The 25,398-nt window shown below is 71.7% G+C and carries 19 protein-coding genes and 1 CRISPR repeat array; of the genes, 10 read left to right on the forward strand and 9 right to left on the reverse strand.

Annotated elements, in window-relative coordinates; genetic code table 11:
* Positions 1-209 precede the first annotated feature (209 nt).
* Positions 210-683 (reverse strand): hypothetical protein, encoded by a 474-nt coding sequence (locus PWG71_RS19525; RefSeq protein ID WP_274811332.1) that lies wholly within the window; start codon positions 681-683, stop codon positions 210-212.
* A gap of 102 nt (positions 684-785) precedes the next feature.
* Positions 786-2,009 carry a helix-turn-helix domain-containing protein gene (locus tag PWG71_RS19530; RefSeq protein ID WP_274811409.1) on the reverse strand — a complete coding sequence of 408 codons (1,224 nt, stop codon included), beginning with the start codon at positions 2,007-2,009 and terminating at the stop codon, positions 786-788.
* Positions 2,010-2,387: 378 nt separating this feature from the next.
* Between PWG71_RS19530 and PWG71_RS19535 the strand changes: the two genes are divergently transcribed.
* The gene (locus PWG71_RS19535; protein WP_274811333.1) at positions 2,388-2,690 is read left to right on the forward strand and encodes a hypothetical protein; all 303 of its coding nucleotides are present in this window, start codon (positions 2,388-2,390) and stop codon (positions 2,688-2,690) included.
* Positions 2,691-3,136: 446 nt separating this feature from the next.
* Here PWG71_RS19535 and ppgK read toward each other — a convergent pair whose 3' ends face one another.
* Positions 3,137-3,940, reverse strand: coding sequence for a polyphosphate--glucose phosphotransferase (ppgK, locus tag PWG71_RS19540; protein ID WP_274811334.1), 804 nt, complete (start codon positions 3,938-3,940; stop codon positions 3,137-3,139).
* 230 nt (positions 3,941-4,170) lie between these two features.
* Here ppgK and PWG71_RS19545 point away from each other — a divergent pair, with 230 nt between their 5' ends.
* Together PWG71_RS19545 and arc are read left to right on the forward strand one after the other, a co-directional pair.
* A complete protein-coding gene (locus tag PWG71_RS19545; protein ID WP_274811335.1) occupies positions 4,171-5,223 on the forward strand; it encodes a tRNA (adenine-N1)-methyltransferase in 1,053 nt (350 codons plus the stop codon).
* 416 nt (positions 5,224-5,639) lie between these two features.
* Positions 5,640-7,409: a proteasome ATPase gene (arc, locus tag PWG71_RS19550; protein WP_274811336.1), complete on the forward strand. Its 1,770-nt coding sequence runs from the start codon at positions 5,640-5,642 to the stop codon at positions 7,407-7,409.
* Positions 7,410-7,687: 278 nt separating this feature from the next.
* Here the strand turns inward: arc and PWG71_RS19555 are convergent, their stop codons facing one another.
* On the reverse strand, positions 7,688-8,251 hold the full coding sequence (locus PWG71_RS19555) for a hypothetical protein (RefSeq protein WP_274811337.1): 564 nt from the start codon (positions 8,249-8,251) through the stop codon (positions 7,688-7,690).
* A gap of 396 nt (positions 8,252-8,647) precedes the next feature.
* On the opposite strand from PWG71_RS19555, the gene dop reads away from it, so the two are divergent.
* The 3 genes from dop (at position 8,648) to PWG71_RS19570 (ending at position 13,938) form a co-directional block, all read left to right on the forward strand.
* Entirely contained in the window at positions 8,648-10,165 is a 1,518-nt protein-coding gene (gene dop / locus PWG71_RS19560; RefSeq protein ID WP_342455992.1) for a depupylase/deamidase Dop, read from the forward strand.
* Positions 10,166-10,474: 309 nt separating this feature from the next.
* Positions 10,475-10,954, forward strand: a complete 480-nt coding sequence (locus PWG71_RS19565) for a PPOX class F420-dependent oxidoreductase (protein ID WP_274811339.1) — start codon at positions 10,475-10,477, stop codon at positions 10,952-10,954.
* A gap of 85 nt (positions 10,955-11,039) precedes the next feature.
* A CRISPR array of direct repeats spans positions 11,040-13,684; the repeat unit is 29 nt; unit sequence GTGCTCCCCGCGCACGCGGGGATGGTCCC.
* A 56-nt stretch (positions 13,685-13,740) separates the two neighbouring features.
* Positions 13,741-13,938: an SDR family oxidoreductase gene (locus tag PWG71_RS19570; protein ID WP_446725057.1), complete on the forward strand. Its 198-nt coding sequence runs from the start codon at positions 13,741-13,743 to the stop codon at positions 13,936-13,938.
* A 7-nt stretch (positions 13,939-13,945) separates the two neighbouring features.
* On the opposite strand, the gene PWG71_RS19575 is transcribed toward PWG71_RS19570, so the two are convergent.
* On the reverse strand, positions 13,946-14,515 hold the full coding sequence (locus PWG71_RS19575) for a TetR/AcrR family transcriptional regulator (RefSeq protein ID WP_274811340.1): 570 nt from the start codon (positions 14,513-14,515) through the stop codon (positions 13,946-13,948).
* Positions 14,516-14,770: 255 nt separating this feature from the next.
* Here PWG71_RS19575 and PWG71_RS19580 point away from each other — a divergent pair, with 255 nt between their 5' ends.
* On the forward strand, positions 14,771-15,379 hold the full coding sequence (locus PWG71_RS19580) for an NAD(P)-dependent oxidoreductase (protein WP_274811341.1): 609 nt from the start codon (positions 14,771-14,773) through the stop codon (positions 15,377-15,379).
* A 75-nt stretch (positions 15,380-15,454) separates the two neighbouring features.
* Here the strand turns inward: PWG71_RS19580 and PWG71_RS19585 are convergent, their stop codons facing one another.
* Complete coding sequence (locus PWG71_RS19585) at positions 15,455-16,963, reverse strand: PucR family transcriptional regulator (protein ID WP_274811342.1); 1,509 nt, start codon at positions 16,961-16,963, stop codon at positions 15,455-15,457.
* A 156-nt stretch (positions 16,964-17,119) separates the two neighbouring features.
* Between PWG71_RS19585 and PWG71_RS19590 the strand changes: the two genes are divergently transcribed.
* On the forward strand, positions 17,120-18,421 hold the full coding sequence (locus PWG71_RS19590) for an MFS transporter (RefSeq protein ID WP_274811343.1): 1,302 nt from the start codon (positions 17,120-17,122) through the stop codon (positions 18,419-18,421).
* An 89-nt stretch (positions 18,422-18,510) separates the two neighbouring features.
* A complete protein-coding gene (locus PWG71_RS19595) occupies positions 18,511-20,121 on the forward strand; it encodes an amidohydrolase (RefSeq protein ID WP_274811345.1) in 1,611 nt (536 codons plus the stop codon).
* Positions 20,122-20,211: 90 nt separating this feature from the next.
* On the opposite strand, the gene PWG71_RS19600 is transcribed toward PWG71_RS19595, so the two are convergent.
* From PWG71_RS19600 to PWG71_RS19610, 3 genes are all read right to left on the reverse strand, one after another.
* Positions 20,212-21,354 carry a S1 family peptidase gene (locus PWG71_RS19600; RefSeq protein WP_274811347.1) on the reverse strand — a complete coding sequence of 381 codons (1,143 nt, stop codon included), beginning with the start codon at positions 21,352-21,354 and terminating at the stop codon, positions 20,212-20,214.
* 576 nt (positions 21,355-21,930) lie between these two features.
* Positions 21,931-23,031: a S1 family peptidase gene (locus PWG71_RS19605; protein WP_274811348.1), complete on the reverse strand. Its 1,101-nt coding sequence runs from the start codon at positions 23,029-23,031 to the stop codon at positions 21,931-21,933.
* A gap of 416 nt (positions 23,032-23,447) precedes the next feature.
* Positions 23,448-24,587 carry a S1 family peptidase gene (locus tag PWG71_RS19610; RefSeq protein WP_274811349.1) on the reverse strand — a complete coding sequence of 380 codons (1,140 nt, stop codon included), beginning with the start codon at positions 24,585-24,587 and terminating at the stop codon, positions 23,448-23,450.
* 574 nt (positions 24,588-25,161) lie between these two features.
* Between PWG71_RS19610 and PWG71_RS19615 the strand changes: the two genes are divergently transcribed.
* Positions 25,162-25,362 carry a ubiquitin-like protein Pup gene (locus PWG71_RS19615; protein WP_073382115.1) on the forward strand — a complete coding sequence of 67 codons (201 nt, stop codon included), beginning with the start codon at positions 25,162-25,164 and terminating at the stop codon, positions 25,360-25,362.
* Positions 25,363-25,398 lie beyond the last annotated feature (36 nt).

Here is a 25,398-nt window from a genome sequence, read left to right on the forward strand (position 1 = left end):
CGGCCGCCGCGCCCGCGTTCCGGCCGCCCCACGGCGCCGTTCCCCGAAGGTGTCCGCTCCGTCGGTCCACGGGACCCCGGGGCGCCCGTGCCCCGGTGAGCCTCCGCTCCGCTCGGGTCGGTGCTCGGGTGCCCGAAGGACGGGGACCTTCGGCCGCCGCGTCGACGTCCCCGTGCTCCGGGCGTCTCCTGTGTCGGTCCGGGGCGCCCTCACCTTCGGGCGCCCTCGGGCCACAGCACCGTCACGGGTCGGCCCAGCGATCGGGCGTGGGCCACCACGTCGGCGGTCCCGCCGGGGCCGCGGGCGGGCTCGCCGTCCCACACCGCGACGAGCCGGTCGCAGCCCTCCACCAGGAGGCGTCCGGCCTCCGCGTGGGCTCGGGGCGTGGACTCCACGTGCGGTAGGGCGTGGACGCGGACGGCCCGGGAGAGCAGCCGGTCGTACAGCGGGTGGTGCTCGGCGGGCAGTCCGTCGCGGTACTCCCGGGCGGGGACGATCACCTCCAGGGGCGCTCCCGCCGCGACGACGGCCTCGGCGAAGAGGGCGTCGGCCCCGTCCGCCAGGCAGGACAGGCCGACCATGGCGCGTCCGTGGGATGTCAGGTGCGCGTCGATGAGCGCGGCGGTGGCGCGGCTCACGTCGGGGGTCAGGTTCCGATGGCCGGTGATGCCGATGCGGATCACGTCACCCTCCCTGCTGTTCGTTTAGCCGCCTTTCTACCCAAAGTGCAGGGAGTGGGCCCCTACCTTCCGGTAAGGGGTGGGTGGCGTTCTCGCGGGGCGGTCTCACCCGGCGACGGGTGTCTCGGTCACGAGCGCCGCGAGCCGGTCGTCGAGTTCTCTCACGCAGACGGCGTCGGGGCCTCTGTAACGCCGTCTGAAGGAGCGCACCCGGTCCACGACCCGGGCCGATCCGAAGCGCACGCCGGTCTCCAGGGCCTCCACGGCCAGGCGGAACGCCTCGTCGACGTCGCCGGCCTCGGCGTGGGCGGAGGCCAGTTCGACCTTGAGGACCGCGGACTGCTTGGCGCCCTGGGCGACGGGTCGCGCGGCCTCGGCGAAGGCCGTGCGGGCGTCGTGGGGGCTGCGCAGGCGCACGCCCACCAGGGCGCGGTAGCCGGAGATCTTGGCCTGGTCGAAGGCGAACACCCAGGGCCAGGGCGGGTTGATGTTGCCCGAGCGGGAGATCTCCTTCTCCGCGCGGCCGATGGCGTGGGCGGCGGCGGAGCGGTCGCCGATCCCGGCGTGGGCCAGCGCCCCCACACAGGCCAGCCAGGCGCGGGCGGTGGGGTGCGCGGAGGGGCCCAGGACGTGCTCGGCCTCCTGGACCAGTCCCAGTCCCAGTTCGGGATCCTCCGCGGTGTCGATCTCGAAGGCGGCCAGGGAGCCGAGCATGTAGACGTCGAGCAGGCGCATGCCGGCCTGGCGGGCGCGGATGACGGCGGTGCGGTAGTGCATGCGGGCCGAGCCCATGTCGCCCTGGTCGGCGTGCAGCCAGGCGGCGAACCCGGAGGCCTCGCTGGCGGCGGCGCTCACGGCGGAGTGGTGGCCGGTGCCGCGCGCCTTGACCAGCATCCGTTCGGCCAGTTGGACGTGGGTCACGGCGCTGGGCAGCAGGTCGCGGGTGGGCGAGGTGGAGTCCATGCGGCGCTGGCCGCCGGTGATGGAGCGCAGGGCGGGCGCGGTGGTCTCGTTGACGACCGTGTGGACGCCGTACTGGGTGGATCCGTCCGTGAGCGCCCCGCGTTCCCCGCCCCGGTCGGCGGGGATCTCCTCCGGTGTGGGCGGCGCGGTGCCGTCGAAGCGCAGGAGGTGCAGGGGGACGTCCAGGCGCCGGGCCAGGTCGTGGACCTGGGCGACGGTGAGCGCCTGTTGTCCGTTGACGACGCGGGAGACCCAGCTCTGGGAGTAGTCGACGGCGCGGGCGAGATCGCCCTGGGACCAGCCGCGGGCGGTGCGCACGCCTTCGATGACGGCGGCCATGTCGCAGGTGGCCAAAGCGGCCGCGATGCGCGGTCGGGACCACAGGTCCGGTGGAAGTTGGGGCATGGAGTTCAGATTAGGGATTCGTGGTGCGGTCGGTGGCCGTGTTCGGTCCGACGATTCCATGGAAAGTGTCGGTTCTGGCTTTTTCGTGGCTTCTCACAATGCCGTTCGATGGAACTTGGCTGACCGTTCCCTGCCTGCTAGGTCGAGATGTTCGGATAAGAGCGATAAAATACTTCTGGTGTTTTTTCACCGTTCCGGTTGGTGTTCTCCCGATATCGTCCCGTGCCTTGGGGAAAAGGGCGCGTGACGGCTCATGCGTGATCCGCATAGGCGTGCGTTCCCGGTCCCGGGGGTGCGGCATCGTGGGAGGGGACGTTGGTGACCACACGGGAGGCCTGAGTGACCGTCGAGACCCCACCGGCGGGTGACCCTGACGGGCGCTGTTCGGGCGGAGCCGACCTCGCGCTGCGGGGGCTCGCCGCCGAACTGCGCTCGCACGGGGTGGAGGCCCGTGAGGACGGGGTGCACGGGATCGTGCACGCCGGTCCGCAGCACGCGCTGCTGCGGCCGCACAGGGGCGACCTGTGGTGGTGGATGCGCTGGCCGGGGGAGCCCCGGCCGTTGGCGGGTGTGCCGCTCTCCCCGGCCACCCGTACCTCCGACGCGGTCCGGCGCATCCTGGGGGCCCTGGACCGCACCTGAGACCGCGCGGCCCGCACGGACCCGGACTCGCCCCGCGCCTCCCGGGCCGACGGCGCGCGGGCCCCGTGCGAGCCGGTCTCCCCCTCGGCGGGGCCTCCCGGCCCCGCCCGCCCGACCTCCCCGTCGAAGGGGCGCCTTCCCCGCGCCCCCGACCACGGCGGGGGACCGGAGCGTCCCGACCGCAGTCCCTCCGTGGCCGGGCCGCGTCCGTGCCGTGCTCCGGCCGCACCTCCCCCGTGGCCGGGGCACGGCGATCATCCACACGCCTTCTCGGCGGGCGCGGGGGCGTCCCGTCGTCCGGGACGGAGCCGGCGGGCGCGTCCCGCCCCGTGGCCGGGACGCGCCTTCCCGTTCCCCTCCCCGGTCCTCGCGGGGCCGCGGTGCCCGGACGGGTCCGGGAGACGGACCGCGCCGGCCGGGGAGAGCGACCCGTGCGGTGTCCGGGTTCAGGAGCGCGGGGTGTCCGGGGCCGCGGGGACCGCACCGGAGCCGGGGCCCGCCTCCACCGCCGCCAGGGCCGCGCCGACGATGCCCGCCGTGTTGCGCAGCTCGGCCGGAATGATGGGGGTGCGGATGTCCAGCAGGGGTAGGAACTTCTCGGACTTGCGGCTCACCCCGCCCCCGACCACGATCAGGTCCGGCCAGAGCAGGTCCTCCAGCACCCGGTAATAGCGCTGGAGCCGTTCGTGCGCCCACTCGTGGTACGACAGCCGGTCGCGCTCCTTGGCCCCGGAGGAGGCCTTGGATTCGGCGTCGTGGCCGTCGATCTCCAGGTGCCCGAACTCGGTGTTGGGCACCAGCCGTCCGTCCACCACCAGCGCCGTGCCGATCCCCGTGCCCAGGGTCGTCATCAGCACCACCCCCATCACGTCCTTGGCGGCGCCGTAGCGGGCCTCGGCGACGGCCGCGGCGTCGGCGTCGTTGAGCAGCCGCACCGGCCGTTCCGTGACCCGTGAGAACAGGCTCCGGGCGTCGGTGCCGATCCAGCTCTTGTTCAGGTTGGCGGCGGTGCGCACCACCCCGTTCTGCACCACGCCGGGGAAGGTGACACCCAGGGGGACGTCGACGGTCTCGGGGAAGTGCGCGGCGATCTCGCCCACGATCTCGGCGATCTCCTCGGGGCCGGCGTTGTGGGGGGTGGGGATCTTCAGGCGCTCCTTGAGGAACTCTCCGGTGGCCAGATCGACCGGTGCCCCCTTGATGCCGCTGCCGCCGATGTCGATCCCCAGCCCGGTGGTCGGCTGTGACATGAGTCCTCGTCTCCGTGGTCCGTGGGTCCGCGGGTCTCGACCCGCAGGGCTGATACTGCCCTGCCCGGTGGGGCTTCGCACACGATCGGCGGTGTCGGGGCGCGTAATCGCCCCGTTCCGGCGGCCCGTCGCCGCCCCGGGACGGCGACGGATGTGCGCGGATGGTGTCGGCGGACCGATACGCTGGGCGATCGCCCCGACCGAACGAACCTGGGAAGACGAGAGCGACGTTGACCGGTATCCATGGCCGCCGTGGTCCCTTCACCGACGGTGACACCGTGCAGTTGACCGACCCCAAGGGTCGTATGCACACGATCACCCTCCGCGATGGAGGCACCTTCCATTCCCACAAGGGCAAGGTCGAACACGCCGACCTCATCGGCCGGCCCGAGGGCAGTGTGGTGCGCTCCAACACCGGCACCGCCTATGTGGCCCTGCGCCCTCTGCTCATCGACTACACCCTGTCCATGAAGCGCGGGGCGACCATCGTCTACCCCAAGGACGCCGCCCAGGTGTTGGTGGAGGCCGACATCTTCCCCGGAGCCCGGGTCGTGGAGGCCGGGGCGGGGTCGGGCGCCATGTCCAGCTGGCTGCTGCGCGCGGTCGGCGAGAACGGCATGGTGCACTCCTACGAGCGTCGCGCCGACTTCGCGGAGATCGCCCGCAAGAACGTCGAGCGGTTCTACGGCGGCCCCCACCCGGCGTGGAAGCTGACCGTCGGCGACCTGGTCGAGGAGCTGGACGAGACCGACGTCGACCGGATCTTCCTGGACATGCTGGCCCCCTGGGAGTGCCTCGACGCCGTCGCGAAGGCGCTGATCCCCGGCGGGCTGCTGTGCTGCTACGTGGCCACCACCACCCAGCTCTCGCGCGTGGTGGAGGAGCTGCGCGAGGACGACCGGTTCTACGAGCCGCGTTCGTGGGAGACGATGCTGCGGACCTGGCACGTGGAGGGTCTGGCGGTGCGCCCCGACCACCGCATGATCGGCCACACCGGGTTCCTGGTGGTCGCCCGCCGCCTGGCCGACGGGGTGGAGGCGCCCGAGCGCCGTCGCCGCCCGGCCAAGGGCGCCTACGGCCAGGACTACGAGGCCGCGCGTGCCGCCGCCGGTGCCGCCTCCGCCGGGCCGACGTCGGCCGTGCGGGAGCCGCAGGCCCCGCGGGCGCCCGCCGAGGAGGTGGCGTCGGAGACGCCCGCGGAGGCCGTCGAGGAGACGGCGCCGAAGCCGGAGGGGGAGGCCGGGACGGCCGCCTCGGAGGCCGCCGGACCCACCGCCGAGTGATCCGAACGCGGAACCCCCTGGCCCGCACCGGTCACCCGGTGCCGCGTGCGTTCCGGTAGGAGTTCAGCCGAAAAACACCGAAGGCCCGTCCGGAACCTGGATCCGGGCGGGCCTTCGTGTACGCGCGGTGAGGGCGGACCGCGGCCGCCCTGCCCATCCTTCGCGGGGCGTAAACATGTGCGTTTCATCGGCGGCGACGTGCGCGGCGACGCCGCGCCGGCCAGGGGCGACGGCGTGACCGAACCTCTCCCCGGAGGTTACTTTCTCATTACGTCGGGTCATCCTGTAGCACTGTGACCTGCGATGACGCAAGACCTGGAAATGAGGCCTACGACACTCGTCCACGCTGGGAGGTTAGGAATCGGGCACGGGTAGGTAGGCTCCCGAGTAGTCGTAGTCGTCCTTCTCATAGGGAGGTGGCGGACGTGGCCGAGCGCGATGATGAGCGTCAGAGCGACCGGGACCGTGAAGTCGCTGAACTCACGGCCCAGGTCTCCTACATGGAAAAGGAACTCAGCGTGGTTCGGCGTAAGCTCGCCGATTCGCCCCGACATGTACGCCTCCTGGAGGAACGGCTCAGGGAGGCCCAGGCCAATCTCGCCGCCGCCAACGGGCAGAACGAGCGTCTGGTCTCCACCCTCAAGGAGGCCCGCGAACAGATCGTGGCGCTCAAGGAGGAGGTCGACCGGCTGGCGCAGCCGCCGTCCGGCTTCGGTGTCTTCTTGGGCGTGCGCGAGGACGAGACCGTCGAGATCTTCACCAACGGCCGCAAGATGCGGGTCAACGTGAGCCCCTCGGTGGACCTGGACGCGCTGCGCCCGGGCCAGGAGGTCATGCTCAACGAGGCCTTCAACGTGGTCGAGGTGGAGTCCTTCGAGACGGTCGGCGAGGTCGTCATGCTCAAGGAGATCCTTGAGGACGGCGAACGCGCCCTGGTCATCTCGCACCACGACGAGGAGCGCATCGTCCGCCTCGCGGACCCGCTGCGCGACGAGCCCATCCGACCGGGTGACTCCCTGCTGCTGGAGACCCGCTCGGGGTACGTGTACGAGCGCATCCCCAAGTCGGAGGTGGAGGAGCTCATCCTGGAGGAGGTGCCCGACATCTCCTACACCGACATCGGTGGCCTGGCCGGGCAGATCGAGCTCATCCGCGACGCGGTCGAGCTTCCCTACCTGCACAAGGACCTGTTCCGCGAGCACCAGCTGCGCGCCCCCAAGGGCGTACTGCTGTACGGCCCGCCCGGGTGCGGTAAGACGCTCATCGCCAAGGCGGTCGCCAACTCGCTGGCCAAACAGGTCGCCGAGCGCACCGGCCGCGACGTCGGCAAGAGCTTCTTCCTCAACATCAAGGGCCCGGAGTTGCTCAACAAGTACGTCGGCGAGACCGAGCGGCACATCCGCCTGGTCTTCCAGCGGGCTCGTGAGAAAGCGTCCGAGGGCACCCCGGTCATCGTTTTCTTCGACGAGATGGACTCCATCTTCCGCACCCGTGGCTCGGGCGTGTCCTCCGACGTGGAGAACACGATCGTGCCGCAGCTGTTGAGCGAGATCGACGGTGTGGAGGGTCTGGAGAACGTCATCGTCATCGGCGCCTCCAACCGCGAGGACATGATCGACCCGGCGATCCTGAGGCCCGGCCGGCTGGACGTCAAGATCAAGATCGAGCGGCCCGACGCCGAGGCGGCCCGGGACATCTTCGCCAAGTACATCCTCGTGGATCTGCCTCTCCACGAGGACGACATGGCCGAGCACGGCGGTTCGGCCAAGGCCACGGTGGACGCCATGATCCAGACGGTCGTGGAACGGATGTACACCGAGGGCGAGGAGAACCGGTTCCTGGAGGTCACCTACGCCAACGGTGACAAGGAGGTCCTGTACTTCAAGGACTTCAACTCCGGCGCCATGATCGAGAACATCGTCTCGCGGGCCAAGAAGATGGCCATCAAGGACTTCATCGACCACGACTCCAAGGGCATCCGGGTCGCGCACCTGCTCCAGGCGTGCGTCGACGAGTTCAGCGAGAACGAGGACCTGCCCAACACCACCAACCCCGACGACTGGGCGCGGATCTCCGGCAAGAAGGGCGAGCGCATCGTCTACATCCGGACCCTCGTCACGGGCAAGAAGGGCGCGGACTCCGGGCGGAGCATCGACACGGTGGCCAACACCGGCCAGTACCTGTAGCGACGCACCCGTACCACTCCTCGTGGGGGCCGACCGGACCACCGGTCGGCCCCTTCGCGTGCCGGTCGCCGGGGCCGGGAGGGCGTTCGACGCCTCTCCGGTCCGCGGGCGGGCAGGGGGGTGCCCCGTCGTCCTCTCGGAGAGCACCGACGGTGACCGTCGAGGGTGGACCCGGGAGGGCGTGGTGGCGGCCGTCACCACGGGAAGGGTCTGAGCGGGCGTGTGCGCCACGTGGCCCGTCCCGGAGCCGACCGGCCGGGGCCGGGGCCCCGGCCGGGTCAGGTCAGGGCGGTGAACAGGATCGCGGCGGTCGCGCCGAGCAGGCCGCCCACCACCACCTGGGCGGGGGTGTGGGCGCGCAGGTGCACCCGCGACCAGCCCGCCGCCAGCGCCGCCAGCGCGGCCGGGACGCCCGCCCACGGGCCGTACAGCAGCGCGGCCAGGGTCGCGCCCGTCACGACGGTGAGCGCGTGCACGGACACCTTCCAGCCGCCGCGGTCGGTGACCGCCCACACCACGGCCAGGGTCGCGCACATCACCAGCGCCAGGACCAGCAGTTCCACCGGGCCGCGGAAGACGGCGCCCACGGCCGCGCCGGTCAGCACGGAGGCGACCGCCACCGCGATCGGCCAGCGGCGGTGCGCCGGGTCGGGGACGTGGTGGTCGGTCCACCAGCCGCGCCGTTGTCCCAGCAGCAGGAAGCCCAGGGGGATCGCGGCCCCGAAGAGCACCGCCACCGCCGCCCACAGGAGCCCCGAGGCGGGCGTCGGGGCGGCGGCGAAGGCGACCATGGCCCCGATCGCGGCCGTCGCCACGGCGGGGGCGAAAAGTTCGGTGACCACCAGCGCGCACCGGGTGGAGAGCGGAACGGTCCGGGCTGGAGCGGTAGGGGACAATGGGCACCTTCCGGGCGTGCGGCGGGACGCGTCCATTGTGTCGCCGCCCCGATGCCCCGTCGTCTCCGGGGGCGGCCGAGGGCGCTCCGGCGCACCGTTCCGCCGAAGGCCACGGCGGGGCCGGAGGAGGAACGGCGGTGACAGGGCGCGGAGGGGGCGCGGCGCGGGCGGCCGGCTTTTTCGGAGAAACGGCCGGGAACCTTTTCCCCGCCTTTGGAAAGACCGACCGACCTGCGATGACAACGGCACGCCGGGGGCTCGGGAACTCCCGCGAAGACGGCACTTGGGCCACAATCGACGCGGAGGCGTTCAAGATCAAGCCTTGGTGGATAACCTCTCACCATGAGTGTGCGGCGGATTATGGGTATCGAGACCGAGTACGGGATCTCCGTGCCGGGCAACCCCGGGGCCAACGCGATGGTCACCTCCACCCAGGTGGTCAACGCCTATCTGGCCGCCTCGGCGGCCCGGGCACGGCGGGCACGATGGGACTTCGAGGAGGAGAATCCGCTGCGCGACGCGCGCGGCTTCGACCTGGCGCGTGAGGTGGCCGACCCCACGCAGCTCACCGACGAGGATCTGGGGTTGGCCAACGTCATCCTCACCAACGGGGCGCGGCTGTACGTGGACCACGCCCACCCGGAGTACTCGGCGCCCGAGGTCACCAACCCGCGCGACGCGGTGCTGTGGGACAAGGCGGGTGAGCGGGTGATGGCCGACGCGGCGGCCCGGGCGGGCGCCACACCGGGGATCGAGCCGATCCAGCTGTACAAGAACAACACCGACAACAAGGGCGCCTCCTACGGGTGCCACGAGAACTACCTGATGCGGCGGTCGACGCCGTTCGGCGACATCGTCCGTCACCTCATCCCGTTCTTCGTGTCCCGCCAGGTGGTGGTGGGCTCCGGCAAGGTGGGGATCGGCTCCGACGGGCAGGGCACCGGTTTCCAGATCTCGCAGCGCGCGGACTTCTTCGAGGTCGAGGTGGGGCTGGAGACCACCTTGAAGCGCCCCATCATCAACACGCGGGACGAACCCCACGCCGACCCGGACAAGTACCGGCGGCTGCACGTGATCATCGGCGACGCCAACATGAGCGAGATCTCCACGTACCTCAAGTTGGGGACGACGGCGTTGGTCCTGTCGATGATCGAGGACGGGTTCATCAGTGTGGACCTGTCGCTGGAGACGCCGGTGGCGGACCTGCGGGCGGTCTCCCACGACCCGACGCTGGCGCACCGGGTGAAGCTGCGCGACGGCCGGCGCATGACGGCGCTGGAGTTGCAGCGGGAGTACCTGGACCAGGCGCGCAAGTACGTGGAGGACCGGTTCGGGACCGACGTGGACCCGGACACGGTGGACGTGCTGAACCGGTGGGAGTCGGTGCTGACCCGGCTGGGGAGCGATCCGATGAGCCTGGCCGACGAGCTGGACTGGGTGGCCAAGCTGAAGGTGCTGGAGGGGTACCGGTCGCGGGACGGGCTGGACTGGTCGCACCCGCGGTTGCAGCTGGTGGACCTCCAGTACTCGGACGTGCGGTCGGACAAGGGGATCTACAACCGGTTGGTGGCGCGCGGGCGGATCAAGCGGTTGCTGGACGAGCCCCATGTGCAGCGGGCCGTCACGGAGCCGCCGGAGGACACCCGGGCGTACTTCCGGGGACGGTGCCTGGCGAAGTACGCGGACTCGGTGGCGGCGGCGTCGTGGGACTCGGTGATCTTCGACCTGCCGGGGTACGACTCGTTGCAGCGGGTGCCCACCCTGGAGCCCCGCCGGGGGACGAAGGAGCACGTGGGAGCACTGCTGGACGCCTCGGCCACGGCTGCGGACCTGGTGGCGGTGCTGTCGGGCAACCGCTAGGCGAACGGGCACGGGGGCACGGCCGAGGCCGTGCCCCCGCCCATGCCCGGCCCCACGAAGCCGGGATGATCCCGTGGGCTTCCCGCGAGCGGCCCAGCGGGAGTCGCGATGAACCGGGGGTCGAAGCCGGACCCCACCTGAGGGAACCTCGCCGTTTCGCGGTCCGCGACTCGAATGACCTTCCGTGGACCTCTGGGGGTGACCGTTCTCCAGCGGTCGCCTTTTTCCGCTGTGCGGGGCGCCGACCGCTCGAAGGGTCGTGGTCTCCGGGGATAGGCTGAGGCCGTTTCCCGGTGAAGAGAGAGGCGCATGAGTCCTTCGATCGCGACCAACACCACCGTCGACCTGCCAGGGCTGTTGGAGTTCATCCGGCCGAGGCACAACGCTCTGCTCATCACGCGCAGGGGTGACGGGGGGCCGCAGGCCTCACCGGTGACCTGCGGCGTGGACGCCCAGGGTCGGATCGTGGTGTCGACGTATCCGGAGCGGGCGAAGGCCCGCAACGCCGCACGCGACCCGCAGGTGAGCGTGGTGGTGCTGTCCGACTCCTTCGGCGAGGCCTGGGTCCAGGTCGACGGAGAGGCCGAGGTCATCGACGGTGAGGAGGCCGTGGAGCCGTTGGTGGAGTACTTCCGGGTGATCGCGGGGGAGCACCCGGACTGGGAGGAGTACCGGGAGGCGATGCGCCGCCAGGGGAAGGCGCTCGTCCGGGTGACCCCGAAGCGCTGGGGCCCGATCGCCACGGGAGGATTCCCCGCCGACCGTGTGCCGTCGCCGTCCGCCGACTGAGTTCGCGCCCGTGTCGCTTATGTCCGTTTCTTGAGAAGTTGCAAAATCGGCTGGTTTCCATTGGAATCCATGCAGGTCATGTAGCGTGCTCCCCGCGCACGCGGGGATGGTCCCAGGCAGCGGCTACCCTAGCGGGCTTCATGTCGGTGCTCCCCGCGCACGCGGGGATGGTCCCGCACTCCGGGGACGGGGGAACGCACTGGGGAAGTGCTCCCCGCGCACGCGGGGATGGTCCCCCCGAGCGCCGGGGGGACGTCCGCTTCCGGATGTGCTCCCCGCGCACGCGGGGATGGTCCCCGGCCGCCCATCGACGGCGGCGACACCTACCTGTGCTCCCCGCGCACGCGGGGATGGTCCCCGGCGCGGGCGGCAAACACCCTGCGGCTCTCTGTGCTCCCCGCGCACGCGGGGATGGTCCCACCTCTTCGTGGTGGTGCAGGGAACGGCCGCGGTGCTCCCCGCGCACGCGGGGATGGTCCCCGGGGGGGGACCGGCCCGGGGCTTGAGCAGATGTGCTCCCCGCGCACGCGGGGATGGTCCCGATCCCGGTTGCGTTTGTCCGGGTCGTAGTGCAGTGCTCCCCGCGCACGCGGGGATGGTCCCAACAGGTGGTTGGGGGTGTTCGGGTCGACCGCGTGCTCCCCGCGCACGCGGGGATGGTCCCGCCGCGGGCATCATCGCCTGGGCGGTCGTGCTGTGCTCCCCGCGCACGCGGGGATGGTCCCAACCCGGACGGCTACCGCACGGGCCGGAGAATGTGCTCCCCGCGCACGCGGGGATGGTCCCGCCGACAGGAGGCAGCTCACCGAGGCCCAGCGGTGCTCCCCGCGCACGCGGGGATGGTCCCATCGCGGTACCGCTCTTGTTGGGCAGAGCGCCGTGCTCCCCGCGCACGCGGGGATGGTCCCGTCTTGCCGGGGCCGTTCCGCGTGGTCGCAGTGTGCTCCCCGCGCACGCGGGGATGGTCCCTCCTCCACCAGGCAGGTGGGCTTGCCCGCGTCGTGCTCCCCGCGCACGCGGGGATGGTCCCGAGGGCCGCATGGTCCTCGCCCCCTTCAACGGGTGCTCCCCGCGCACGCGGGGATGGTCCCGCGAATGGTGTCGCCGGGAAAGACCTTGGGCTGTGCTCCCCGCGCACGCGGGGATGGTCCCATCGCGCGGTCGACCTTCAACGACTGGCGAGCGTGCTCCCCGCGCACGCGGGGATGGTCCCCAGGCGAGGCGGAGAGCGACGATGACGAGGGCGTGCTCCCCGCGCACGCGGGGATGGTCCCGTGTCCTGGGCGCGCACCCCGCACCGCGCCGAGTGCTCCCCGCGCACGCGGGGATGGTCCCGGGTTGGCCGGCGCGAACACCGACCCGCAGTCGTGCTCCCCGCGCACGCGGGGATGGTCCCTCTGAAAGGCAACACATGAAGCTCGAAGTGAAGTGCTCCCCGCGCACGCGGGGATGGTCCCCGCGACCCCGACGCAGGAGGGGTCGGGACCGCGTGCTCCCCGCGCACGCGGGGATGGTCCCGCCGCAGGCACCGGGCACCTGGGGGCGTTGGTGTGCTCCCCGCGCACGCGGGGATGGTCCCGGGTGCGCGGTGAACTGGGGTGCGGTGCTCCCCGCGCACGCGGGGATGGTCCCGGGGGTGGCAGCGGCAGGTCACCTACTTCGTGGTGCTCCCCGCGCACGCGGGGATGGTCCCTGGCTCGGTGTGTCCTCCTGGTCGTTCCGGGCGTGCTCCCCGCGCACGCGGGGATGGTCCCGTGCCCACCCCCATCGAGGTGACCGGGCTGAAGTGCTCCCCGCGCACGCGGGGATGGTCCCTCATCGCCGTCCCTACGCACCGTGACGGGCTTGTGCTCCCCGCGCACGCGGGGATGGTCCCGGGGCGTACGTGGCGGCCGCCCTCGACGCCGTGTGCTCCCCGCGCACGCGGGGATGGTCCCCCGTCCAGGTTCTCCAGGACGCGCACGTGCTCGTGCTCCCCGCGCACGCGGGGATGGTCCCGTCCGCAAGTCCCCGCTGACCACCGAGGTCGAGTGCTCCCCGCGCACGCGGGGATGGTCCCTACACCGAGAAGACCCAGTTCGCCCAGCACTGGTGCTCCCCGCGCACGCGGGGATGGTCCCGCGGAGATCAGCGTCCGGTACTCGTCGCCGTAGTGCTCCCCGCGCACGCGGGGATGGTCCCCGGACGGTGTCCGATCAGGAGACCCGGGTCGCGTGCTCCCCGCGCACGCGGGGATGGTCCCGAGGCGCTTTGCTTCTGCCTCAGCGACTCCGAGTGCTCCCCGCGCACGCGGGGATGGTCCCGGGCGTCTGGACGTCATCATCGAGCGCCTGGAGTGCTCCCCGCGCACGCGGGGATGGTCCCGGGACCCGCGTCGGACCGCGGGAGAAGTTCCAGTGCTCCCCGCGCACGCGGGGATGGTCCCGCGCTGGCCCGCGACGTCAAGCTGATGGGACCGTGCTCCCCGCGCACGCGGGGATGGTCCCTCCCACCTCGACACGGCCTGGGACACCGGCCTGTGCTCCCCGCGCACGCGGGGATGGTCCCGTGCAAGAGTGCTCCCTGTGCCGCCCCTGGGAGTGCTCCCCGCGCACGCGGGGATGGTCCCGCGACCGTGGTCGTGGACTGGCTCAAGGACCGGTGCTCCCCGCGCACGCGGGGATGGTCCCTTCTTGAGGTTCGCCGGGCGCGGCATGCGGATGTGCTCCCCGCGCACGCGGGGATGGTCCCGGCGGCCCGTCCGTGTGGGAGCCGGTGGTGTCGAGGATTTCGTCCACGAGCCGGTGATGGACAAGGATCTCCCCTGGGAGGAGGCGCGGCGTGCCTTCATGCGCGAGCACCGCTCGATGTCCCTGTCGCGGCGGCTCATCGGACCCGAGGAGATCGCCGAGATGGTCGGCTACCTCGCCTCTCCGCAGGCCTCGGCCACCACCGGCGGCGCCGTCCGGGTGGACGGCGGCCACGTCGACTCGATCCTGCCCTGACCCCGTGTCACGGATCCCGGCGGCACAGGCCGACGAAGACGAGTTCGAGGAGCCGCCTGGCACGCGGCTCCCAGTCGCCCGCCGGGTCGAGCTGGTACAGCCCGGCGATGGCCAGGAGCACGTCGTCGGGTTCCAGGTCCTCGCGCAGGGTCCCGGCGGCGCGGTTGGCGTCGAGCAGCCGCTGGAGCGCGGCGGTGAGCGGTCCCCGGGCCTCCTGGGCGAAGCGACCCCGGCTCGTGGCGCTCTGGAGTGCTCCGATGAGCCCCGCCTTCGTCATGGCGTAGCGGGCGAAACGGTTGAGCCACAGCCGGAAGGCGTTCAGCGGCGGGTGTTCCTCAAGCAGGTCGTCGGCGGCCTGCGCCATCTGCTGGACCTCGCCCCGGTACAGCTCGAAGATCAGGTCCTCGCGGGTGGGGAAGTGCCGGTACAGGGTGCCGATGCCCACGCCGGCCTTCTTGGCGATGGAGTTCAGGGAGGCGTCACTGCACGTCGAGAACGCCTCGCGGGCGCTCTCCAGCAGGTGGGCGCGCGTGCGGACGCCTTGGGCGTGCAACTGCTCGACGCGCTTGGTCGACACGGACGTGGTCCTTCGTTAGCGGAGATCTCTCCGCCATAGGTTAACCGATCTGTCGAATTTTTGTCATCCCAGCTCAACCGCCTTTTCTTGTGGAACCTGAGGCTGGCGTCACAGGCTTCGGAGATTGCGTGGCGGAGACCTCTCCGGTACGTTGGGGGTACTTGACGGAGACCTCTCCGTCACTGGTGCGGGACCGTTCCCCCCCGACTCGACGGCCTCGCACCAGGTCGAGCACCCGTTCCAAAGGACCCGCCCATGCAAGACAACATCACTCCCGTGCGGATCGGTGTCATCGGCGCGACCGGCGGCATCGGTGCGCGCATCGCGGCCGAGGCCGAGGCCCGTGGGCACAGCGTGTGCGTCATCCGGCGCGACGCCCTCGACCTCGACTACGGCGACCTCGACGGTCTGGACGTGCTGGTCAACGCCCACCAGGCGCAGGTGGGCCGCGAACGCGACCACCTGGAGGTCGATCGGCACCTCATCTCGCTGCTGACCGGTACCCCCGTGCGGCTCATCGTCGTCGGCAGCGCCGGACACCTGTTCACCGACGACTCGCGCACCGCCATCTACTGGCAGAGCAGGCTGGCCCGCGGGCCCCTGCGCAACCTGGCGCGCGCCCTCGAACGCGCCTACTTCCTGTACAAGATCAGTCTCGACCTGCGGTGGACCTACCTGGCCCCGCCGGTCGAACTCGTCAGCCAGGGCGAGCGGACCGGGCGCTACCGCGTCGGCGGGGACGTCATCCTGACGGACGAGTTCGGACGCAGCAGGCTCAGCCACGCCGACTACGCGGTCGCGCTCGTGGACGAGATCGAGACCGACGCCCACGCGGGGCGGATGTACACCGTCGCCGCCGCCTGACCACCGGCGGTCCTCCCCACGTGCGGCGGGGAGGACCGCCGGCGCCCGGCCGTTCCCGCGGCCCGGTCGCCGCGCTCAGTCGTGCCAGCCGCCGTCGGCGCAGCGCATCGGGTTCAGGCTCAACGCCGTCCACACCTCCAGACGGGCGCGCGGGTCGCGCAGGTCGTGGCCCAGCACCCGCTCGGCCGTCCGCAGCCGTGCCCGCAACGTGTTGCGGTGCACCCCCAGCTCCCGGGCCGTCTCCTCCACGTGCGCGCTGTTGTCCAGGTAGTGCCGCAGGGTGTGCGCCAGGTCGGTGCCGTTGCGCGCGTCGTGCTCCACGATCCCGCCCAGCACCGCGTCGGTGAACGCCCGCGACCCGCTCTCGGGCACCGACGACCGCAGCAGCGCCCAGGCGTCGGCCTCGTCCATGTGCCGGTGGCCCTGCGCGGGGATCGCCCCGCGCACCCGGGCCACCGCTGAGGCGAGTTCGCCCGGACCGCGCGCCCGGCAGGCCCCCGCCGCCGACACCCCGTCCAGCAGGGCGAGCAGCCGCTCTCCCGCGTACGGGCGGCCCGTGTCGGGCAGTACCGCCACCAGCACCTCGCCCATGTGGCACAGCCCGCTGTCCCCGGCGGCCCCCGTGTCGCCCAGCACGTCGACCAGGGCGTCGGCCGCCGCGTCCAGCGTCCCCGGGTCGGCGGTCCGGAAGCACACCACCTCCCAGGGCGGGGTCGGCAGCGTCAACGGCACCCCCACCGGGCGCCCCAGCGCGGCGGCGCGCAACAGCGGGGCGCGTTCGCCGAACAGGGACCGGCGCGCGTCGCGGGAGTGCAGCAGGTCCACGGCCAGCAGGGACGCGGCGTGGTTGGCGAGCACCCGCACGTTCGGCGAGGACTCCTCGCAGCGCAGCGCCAGCCAGCCGAGGGTGCGCCCGGTCGTGCCCAGGGTCTGCAACAGGATCGCCGCCCCCTCATCGGCCAGCACCCGCATGCCCGGGGTGCGCGCCGCCCCCAGCACCTCCGCGCGCACCAGCGAGTGCCAGACCGGCTCGCTCTCGGGGACCGCCCGACTGGTCATCCCGTTGCGGTCCAGCAGCAGACACGCCCCCGACGTCGCCGACGCGAGTTCGCGCATCACCCCCGCCGGGCCCGAACGCAGCGCCGCCCGCGCCATCGCGTCCTGGGCGGCCAGCACCCTGCCCTGCTCACGGGTGCGTTCGGCGGCGTAGTGGTCGGCGACGGTCTCCACCACGGCGATGAACGACGTCTCGCCCTCGACCCGCAGGACCGGGAACCCGAGCCGGTCGCCCTCGTCCAGGATCTCGGGCGGGATCGTCCCGCCCAGCCACACGTCGATGGCGAACGCCAGTCCCGCGCACCCGGCCTCGCACAGCCGCCGCACATAGGCGCGGCGCTCCTCCTCGCCCTGACCCAGGCCGAGGCCGACGGTCAGGACGAGTTCCCCGCCGCGCAGCCACCGCACCGGGTCGGGCAGTTCGGTCACGTGCGCCCACCGCACCGCGCGGTCCAGCCCGGCCAGCCCGGCGGAGGCGCCGACCTCCAGGTGCGGCGCCGTGGTGATGTCGCGGACGGTGATGCTCACGGAGCCTCCTCCTTGTGCGGCCCGCACTTTTGTCACGGTGCGCTCTGTGCGGATCATCCCATCACCGGTGGCCACGGGGTGTCTACCGTCACGACAACACCCGGATCACATCGGCCGTGGTCACCGACGACCACGCCACGCGCCATCGGAGTTCCCATGTCAGAGCGGACCGCCCCCACGTCCCCGCACCCCGCGCGTGCGGCCGTGGCGGCCTTCGTCGGCACCACCATCGAGTGGTTCGACTTCTACGTCTACGCCACGGCGGCGGCCTTGGTGTTCGCCACCCAGTTCTTCCCCCCGGGGACCGACCCGGTCGTCGGCCTCATGGCCTCCTTCGCGACCTTCTCCGTCGGTTTCTTCGCCCGTCCGCTGGGCGGGATCGTCTTCGGCCATTACGGTGACCGCCTGGGCCGCAAGTCCGCCCTGGTCATCACCCTGCTCATGATGGGAGTGGCCACCTTCTGCGTGGGCCTGCTGCCCACCTACGAACAGATCGGGTTCGTCGCCCCGCTGCTGCTGGTGGTCCTGCGTTTCGTGCAGGGCATCGCGGTGGGCGGCGAGTGGGGCGGCGCCGTCCTCATGGCGGTCGAGCACGCCCCCGAGGACCGCAAGACCTTCTACGGCGCCTTCGCCCAGCTCGGCAACCCCGCCGGTGCCCTGCTGGCCACCGGCTCGTTCAGCCTCATCGCCGCCTGGGACACCGAGATCCTCTACGACTGGGGATGGCGCCTGCCGTTCCTGGCCTCGGTGTTGCTGGTCCTGGTGGGCCTGGTCATCCGACTCAAGGTCGAGGAGTCCCCGGTCTTCGAGGCCGTCCGGAACGGTGAGGAACCCAGCGAACTCCCCGTCCGCGAGGCGCTGCGCACCTCCTGGCGGCCACTGCTGCTGGGCATCGGCATCCTGCCGGTCGCGGTCGGCGGCTACTACATCGTCACCACGTTCCTCCAGGGGTACGGCGTCACCGAGGTCGGCATCAGCGAGCAGGTCATCCTCAACGGTCTGAGCCTGGCCGCGTTCGTCGAACTCGTCGCCACCCTGGCCGTGTCCTGGCTGGGCGACCGCTACGGCACCGTCCGTGTGATCACCATCGGCCTGGTCGGCGTCATCGTCCTGGCCGTGCCCCAGTTCCTGGTCCTGGAGACCGGCAGCGTCGGGCTGATCTTCCTCGTCCTGTGCCTGATGCGCCTGGCCATGGCCACCGTCTACGGACCCATCGCCCGCGTGCTCGCCCAGATGTACCCGCCGCGCGCCCGCTACACCAGCATCTCCATCGCCTACCAGGTCGCCGGCGCGATCTTCGGTGGCCTGTCCCCGCTGGTCAGCACCGCCCTGTACGCGGCGACCGGGAGCATCCTGCCGGTGGCCGGACTGCTCATGGCGATGGCCGTGGTCAGCATCGTCTGCCTGGCCAAGGCGCCCCGACACCGCGACGCCGACCTGCTCGAATCCGCGGCCTGACCCCGCCCTTCCCGTCCGCCCCGGGACGGACCGCCCGTCCTGCGCTCCGTCCCGGGGCTCCCCACCCGTACTCCAACGAGGAGGAAGCCGTGCCCGGCCTGCTCATCCACAACGCCACCGTCCTGACCATGGACGAGGCCCGTCCCCGCGCCGAGGCGGTGGCCGTGCGCGACGGCCGCGTCCGTCTGGTGGGCGCCGTCGAGCAGGCCCGCGCCGCCGCCGGACCGGGCGCCGTCGAGGTCGACGCCGGTGGGCGCACCGTCCTGCCCGGGTTCATCGACCCGCACAACCACCTGTTGTCCACGGCCGAGTCCCTGGCCGCCGTCGACGCCCGCTACCCCCGGGTGGGCAGCGCCGCCGAACTGGTCGCGGCGCTGGCCGCCGAGGCCGCCCGCACCCCCGCCGGTCAGTGGATCCGCGCCTTCTCGATGGACGACGCCAAGTACCCGGGCGGACGTCCCACCCGGCGCGACCTGGACGCGGCCACCACCGAGCACCCCGTCATCGTCTACCACGTGTCCGGTCACCAGGCCGTCGTCAACTCGGCGGCGCTGGCCTGGAGCGGGATCGGCGAGGACGTGCCCGACCCCGCGGGCGGTTCGTTCGTGCGCGACGAGGGCGGTCGCCTCACCGGCATGGTCACCGACGCCGCCATGGAACTGCTGCTGCCGCTGGCCGTCGACATCGGCTGCCACGGCCCCAACTTCCACACCGACCTGCCCACCGAGCACCTGTTGGGCTGGCTGGCCGACGCCGCCCGCCCCTACCTGTCGGCCGGTGTGACCACCGTGTGCGACCCGCAGGTGTCGGCGCGCGAGCTGCGCGTGTACCGGGCCGCGCGGGCCGCCGGAACGCTGCCGCTGCGCACCTTCGGGATGCCGCTCTCCCACCAGCTCGACGACCTCACCCGGGCCGGTCTGGCCTCGCCCTTCGGGGACGAGTGGCTGCGGCTGACCGGCATGAAGTTCTACTCCGACGGCACCCTCCTGGGCGGCACCGCGAAGTTCACCGTCCCCTACGGCGAGCACGGTCAGTTCGCCGGAAGCCTGTACCACCACCCCGATCAACTGGTGGACCTGGTCACCCGGGCCGCCCGCGAGGGCTGGCAGGTGGCGATCCACACCCAGGGCGACGCCGCCATGGAGCACACCCTGGCCGCGATCGCCTCGGCGGCGAAGGTCTCCGGGCCCGATCCGCGGCCCCGCGTGGAGCACTGCGGGTACCCGACGGTGGAGCAGGCCAAGCGGTTCACCGAGTACGGGGTCATCCCGATCAACCAGCCCAACTTCCTCTACGACAGCGGTGGGGACTTCCTGCGCCGCCTGGGCGACCGGGCCCACCGACTCCAGCCGATGCGCGAGGAGATCGACCTGGGGTTGCGCCCGGCGCTGTCCAGCGACGCCTTCGTGTCCAGCCTGCGGCCGATGGACACCATCGCCAACGCCGTGGGACGCCTCACCCGCGAGGGCGACGGGATCGGGGTCGACCAGGCGATCACCCTGCACGAGGCGCTGCGGGCGCACACCCTGGACGCCGCCCACGCGCTGGGCGTGGAGGACCGGCTCGGCGCGCTCAAACCGGGGTACCTGGCCGACATCGTGGTCCTGGACCGCGACATCGAGGGTCTGACCCCGGACGATCTGCGTTCCGTCGACGCGTGGCTGACGGTGCTGGACGGGGGGATCGCCCATCGGGCCTGAGCCCGGATGGGCCACCCCGGAGAAAGGGGGTGTCCCCGCCCGCGCGGCGGGCGCGGGCGGGGACACCGGGGATGGGGATGGCGGGAGCGACTAGCTGGTGCGGATCCGCACGCCCCACGAGTTCACCATCGGCATGACCTCCTGGTAGAAGGTGGTGCCGCCGAAGGAGCAGTTGCCGGAGCCACCGGAGGTGACGCCCTGCGCCTGCGAGCCGGAGATGAACGAGCCGCCGGAGTCGCCGGGCTCGGCGCACACGGTGGTACGGGTCAGCGAGTAGACGGTGCCCTGCGGGTAGTTGACCGTCTGGTTGCGGGCCTGGATGGTGCCGCAGCGCCAGCCGGTGGTGGAGCCGGAGCGGCAGATCGCCGAGCCGATGGGGGCCTGCGTGGTACCGGTCACGGTCTGGTTGCCGCCGCTGTTGTAGCGGGAGACGAGGTTGGTCAGGGTGAAGTTCGAGGTGCCCCGCACGAACGCGGCGTCGTTACCGGGGAAGACCGAGCGCTCGAAGACGCCGGTGCCGTTGCCGATGGTGACGTTGGTGCCGACCCGGCCGCAGTGGCCGGCGGTGACGAAGCCGGGCTGGCCGGCGCTGTTGGTCGCCGCGAAGCCGACCGAGCAGCGGCCGCCCATGTAGTAGGCCAGACCACCGATGATGTTCGCGTACAGCTGGGGGGTCTCGTCGGTCGTGACGACCTCGACGGCGGAGGCGTCGACGTCGGCGTCGGCCAGCAGGGCCGCCACGTCGGCGCCCTCCAGGACCTCCAGCACGACCGTGTCACCGGTGACGTCGGGGTACCAGCCCAGGACGCCCTCGGGGACCTCGGCCGCGTCGAGGGCCTCGACGACCTCGGCCAGGCCCTCGGTGCCGTGGTCGACGACGGTGGCCTCGGCGCCGGCCGCCTCGACCGCCGCGACGGCGTCGGCGTCGGTCACCAGGATCGTGAGCTCGTTGGTCTCGATGTCGTACAGCGAACCGCCGTAGGCGTCGCCGGCGGCCTCGGTGGCCTCGGCGTCGACGTCCAGGGCCGCCTCCTGGGCGTCCAGGAGGTCGCCGGCCTCGGTGGCGGTCAGGTCGAGGTCCCGGGCCAATGCCTCCAGCATGGTGGCGCTGTTGTCATCGGCGACGGGGGCCTGTGGAGTGGTGGCCGCGTAGGCGCCGGGGGACATCGCGAGCACCAGGCCGAAGACCAGGGCTCCCGTTCCTACGGCGGAGATGACGGGGGAGGGTCGCATGATCCCTACTCTCCAGGGGGAGTGACGGGGGAATGGGAGTCCGTTCCTGTGGGGGCGGACATCCCTTCCGGAGGATGGAGTTGGTCCATTCCCCGGAGTTCACCAAGACGTTCAGTAAACGATTCCAAACCATAAGTGCACATTTTGGCGAGGGAAAGACCCGCTTTGTCGAGAAAGCATTCAAGTCGACGCCGGATCATCCGATGAAACCGGGTACCGTGGTGGCTGTTGGTAGTCGAAGGTTGAACGACCTTGTCTTTTTCCGCAGTCGTCCGGTTACCCAGCGAGTAAAGGTGGGGATTTCAAGGGGGGCAACGTGGCCGGATGCGGCCACCGGGACACCGTCCCCTTCGTGATCGCTCGGCTACACCTCGGTAACATTCGAGGTCACCGCGTTCACATTCGAGGGATCCCGACCCCTGGGCGACGGAGGACCACGCGGAGCACGCCTCCGGAGGGGAACGCTCCCAAGACGAACGGTCGGGGAAAAGGACAGGACGGCCGCCGAATATCGGACGACCGTCCCGCTGTATCGAGCGACCTCTTACCGGGGGGTAAAGTCGGATCCTCCGGGGTCTAGGAGGTGACCAGGGTCAGCCCCCACAATGACAACAAAGGATTGACCTCCTGTCCGAATGTGGTGCACCCGGTACCGGGAGAACCCGAACCCCCCGAAACGATCCCCTGCGCCTGGCTCCCGGCCACGATCGGCGCGCCCGAGTCACCCGGACCCGCGCACAAGGTGCTCCGGAACAGGCCCTGCACGCTGCCCTGCGGGTAGGTGACCGTCTGGTCGCGGGCCTGGAGGGTGCCGCACCGCCACCCGTGGGTGGACGAGGACAGGCACAACGCCGAGCCGACCGGCGCGGGGTTGGAACCCGTCACCCGAACGAACGTGCCGTCGTACCGGTCCACCAGGTTCGTCACCCGCCACGGGTCGTAGACCCGCACGAACGCGCCGTCACGCCCGGGGAAGACCGAGTGCTGGAACACCCCGACGGGACCGTCGGGACCCTGGAGGACCTGCCCGACCCGCCCGCAGTGTCCGGCGGTCAGGAAGCCCCGCGCGTCGCGCCCTCCGGTCGCGGAGAAGCCGATGGTGCAGCGAACGCCGTTGACGACGAACGGGCGCCCGCCGATGATCTGCCCGTAGGTCCTCGGGCGCGTGTCCGTCTCGACCAGGCGCACGGCGTCGTCGGGCACGCCCAGGTCCCCGGCGTCGATCCCGCTCCCGGCCATCACCTCCACCACGACGGTGTCGGAGTCGGGATACCAACCGACGACGCCCTCGGGCACCGCGGCGGCGTCCAGGGCGCGGACGGTGTCCGCCGGGTCGGTGTCGATGACCACCACCTCGGCGCCGGCGGCCTCGACCGCCGAGGCGACCCCGGAGTCGGTGACCAGCACCGTCAACGCGTGGGTGTCGATGTCGAAGGAGGAGCCCGCGTAGGCGTCGCCGGCGATGTCGGCGGCCTCGGCGTCGATCTCCCCGGCGACGGCCTGCGCCGCCAGGAGGTCGTGCGCCTCGGTCTCGGTCAGGTCCATGTCCCGGACCAGGGCGGCCACGGGATCGTCGGCGACGGGCTCGGCGGGGGAGGGGGCGGCCGTCGCGGGAGCGGGGGCCGCGAGCACCGCGGCGACCAGGCCCAGCGCGGCCAGAACGGGGGGGTACTTCATGGGGGGCACTTCCTTGTGGGAAGGGACGGGGGAGCGAACCCGAGAGGTTCGTGACGCCAGGTATGCCCGCTTTCCCGCTCCGTCACCACCTGGGATCATCCGAGCACTCGCCCTCGCCCTCTCCGGCCGTCCTCATGCCGCCGTGAGCGATCGAAAGGCCGATGCCGCGTAGGCGTCCCGGCGCGCGGCACGCTCCCACCGATCGGATCCCCCGCCTCCTTTGCCGGGCCCGTCCGCCCGCACCCCCGCGGTCCACCGCCTCGCACGGGCCGACGACACGCGCCGCCCCGGTGCCCTACCGCGATCCCCTCTTCCGCGGTCACGGCCCCGCCCGTCCGGCGACGCCGGACGGGCGGCAAAGGGGGAGCCGCGGACGAGGACGCCCCCGCCGGGGCGGGGGCGTCCTGTTCCACGGATCAGCCGGTCCTGAGGCTCAGGCCCCACGAACTCAGCATCGGGGCGACCTCCTGGTAGTAGGTGGTGCCGCCGGACGAGCAGTTGCCGGAGCCACCGGAGGTGACGCCCTGCGCCTGCGAGCCGGAGATGAACGAGCCGCCGGAGTCGCCGGGCTCGGCGCACACGGTGGTGCGCGTCAGGTTCCGCACGGTGCCCTGCGGGTAGCTCACCGTCTGGCCGCGGGCCTGGATGGTGCCGCAGTGCCAACCGGTGGTGGAGCCGGACCGGCACACGGCCGATCCGATCGGCGCCTGGGACGAGCCCGAGACGGTCTGGTGGGTGCCGTCGTACCGGCTGACCAGAGCGGTCGGGTTCCACCCGGAGGTGGCCCGGACGAAGGCGCTGTCGCTGCCCGGGAACACCGAGCGGTCGAACACGCCCGACCCGGAGCCGTCGGCACTGCTCGCCGACGTGCCCGCGGCGCCGCAGTGGCCGGCCGTGACGAAGCCCGGCTCGCCGGCCGAGTCGGTGGCGGGGAAGCCGATGGAGCAGCGTCCGCCGCCCATGTGGTAGGCCGCACCGCCGACGATGTCGGCGTACAGCTCGGGTGCCTCGTCGGTCGTGACGACCTCGACGGCGGCGGGGTCGACCCCGGCGGACTCCAGGAGCCCGGCGGGGTCGGCGCCCTCCAGGACCTCGACGACGACGGTGTCGTCGGCGACGTCCGGGTACCAGCCGGTGACGCCCTCGGGCGCGCCGGCGGTGTCGAGGGCCTCGACGATCTCGTCCAGACCCTCGACGCCGTACTCCACGACGACGGCCTCGGCGCCGACGGCCTCGACCGCGGAGGCGGCGTCGGCGTCGGTGACCAGGATCGTCAGTTCGTGGGTCTCGATGTCGTACAGCGAACCGCCGTAGGCGTCGCCGGCGGCCTCGGTGGCCTCGGCGTCGATCTTCAGCGCTTCCTCCTGGGCCTCCAGCAGGTTCTCGGCCCCGAGCGGGGTGAGGCCGAGATCCCTGGCGAGGGCCTCCGTCATGGTCGCCTCACCCTGGGGTCCGGGTGCGGCGGGGAGGGGTGCGGCGTCGGCTCCCGGAGCGAGCGCCAGCCCGAAGGCCAGAGCGCCGGTCCCGATCGCGGAGATGGTGGGGAAAGGTCTCATGGACCCTGAACTCTCCTTTGTCGTGAACGGGGGTCATGTTCACCGAAAGTCCTCGTTTCGAGACGTTCGGTAAACGAGTCCACACCCTAGGGGCCCGTTTCGATGAGCGGAAGTCGGAGAGGGGGATCGTTCGTTCACGGGTGGATTCATTCATCGGGTCACCCGATGAAAGGTGAATGATCACGGAATGTCACGAGTGCTCTGACCTGTCGCTTCCTCGCGAAGATCATCCGCGGAAGGCGTCGAACCCTTCGCGTCAAGAGGTGTTCCGTGGCCGGATGCGGCCACGCATTTCGGGCGCTCAGGGTGATCGATCAAACACGAAGACGTAACAACGGAGGTCAGGACTGTGACCCATCGGTAACTTCGCGTGGGCGAACGGCGGCGCCCTCGATCGACCCGACCGTCTCCCACCGCGACGCGCCCGGAAACGGGGACGTCGCGGCCCGTCGCCGGACGCCGGTACGCCCCGTGATCCGAGGTAACCAGCCGGTATCAGGCCCCGGGAACGGGGTTGAGGTGCCCGGCGTTGGGCCAAGATAAGGGCGAGAGCCCCGAACGGGAGGTAGCAGGTATGGCGAAGGACACCGGCGGCCAGAAGCACGCCTCGCGCCGCGACGAAGAGGTCGAGGAGGTCGAGGCCTCCACGGACGTTCAGGAGCGCAAGGACCAATTGGACGAGGACGTCGACGACATCCTCGACGAGATCGACGACGTGCTCGAAAGCAACGCCGAGGACTTCGTTCGACAGTTCGTGCAGAAGGGCGGCCAGTAGACCGCACGCGCGACGGTTCGCTGACAGCGCACTCCG

It is taken from the genome of Nocardiopsis sp. N85, from assembly GCF_028882275.1.
Classification (GTDB): domain Bacteria; phylum Actinomycetota; class Actinomycetes; order Streptosporangiales; family Streptosporangiaceae; genus Nocardiopsis; species Nocardiopsis lambiniae.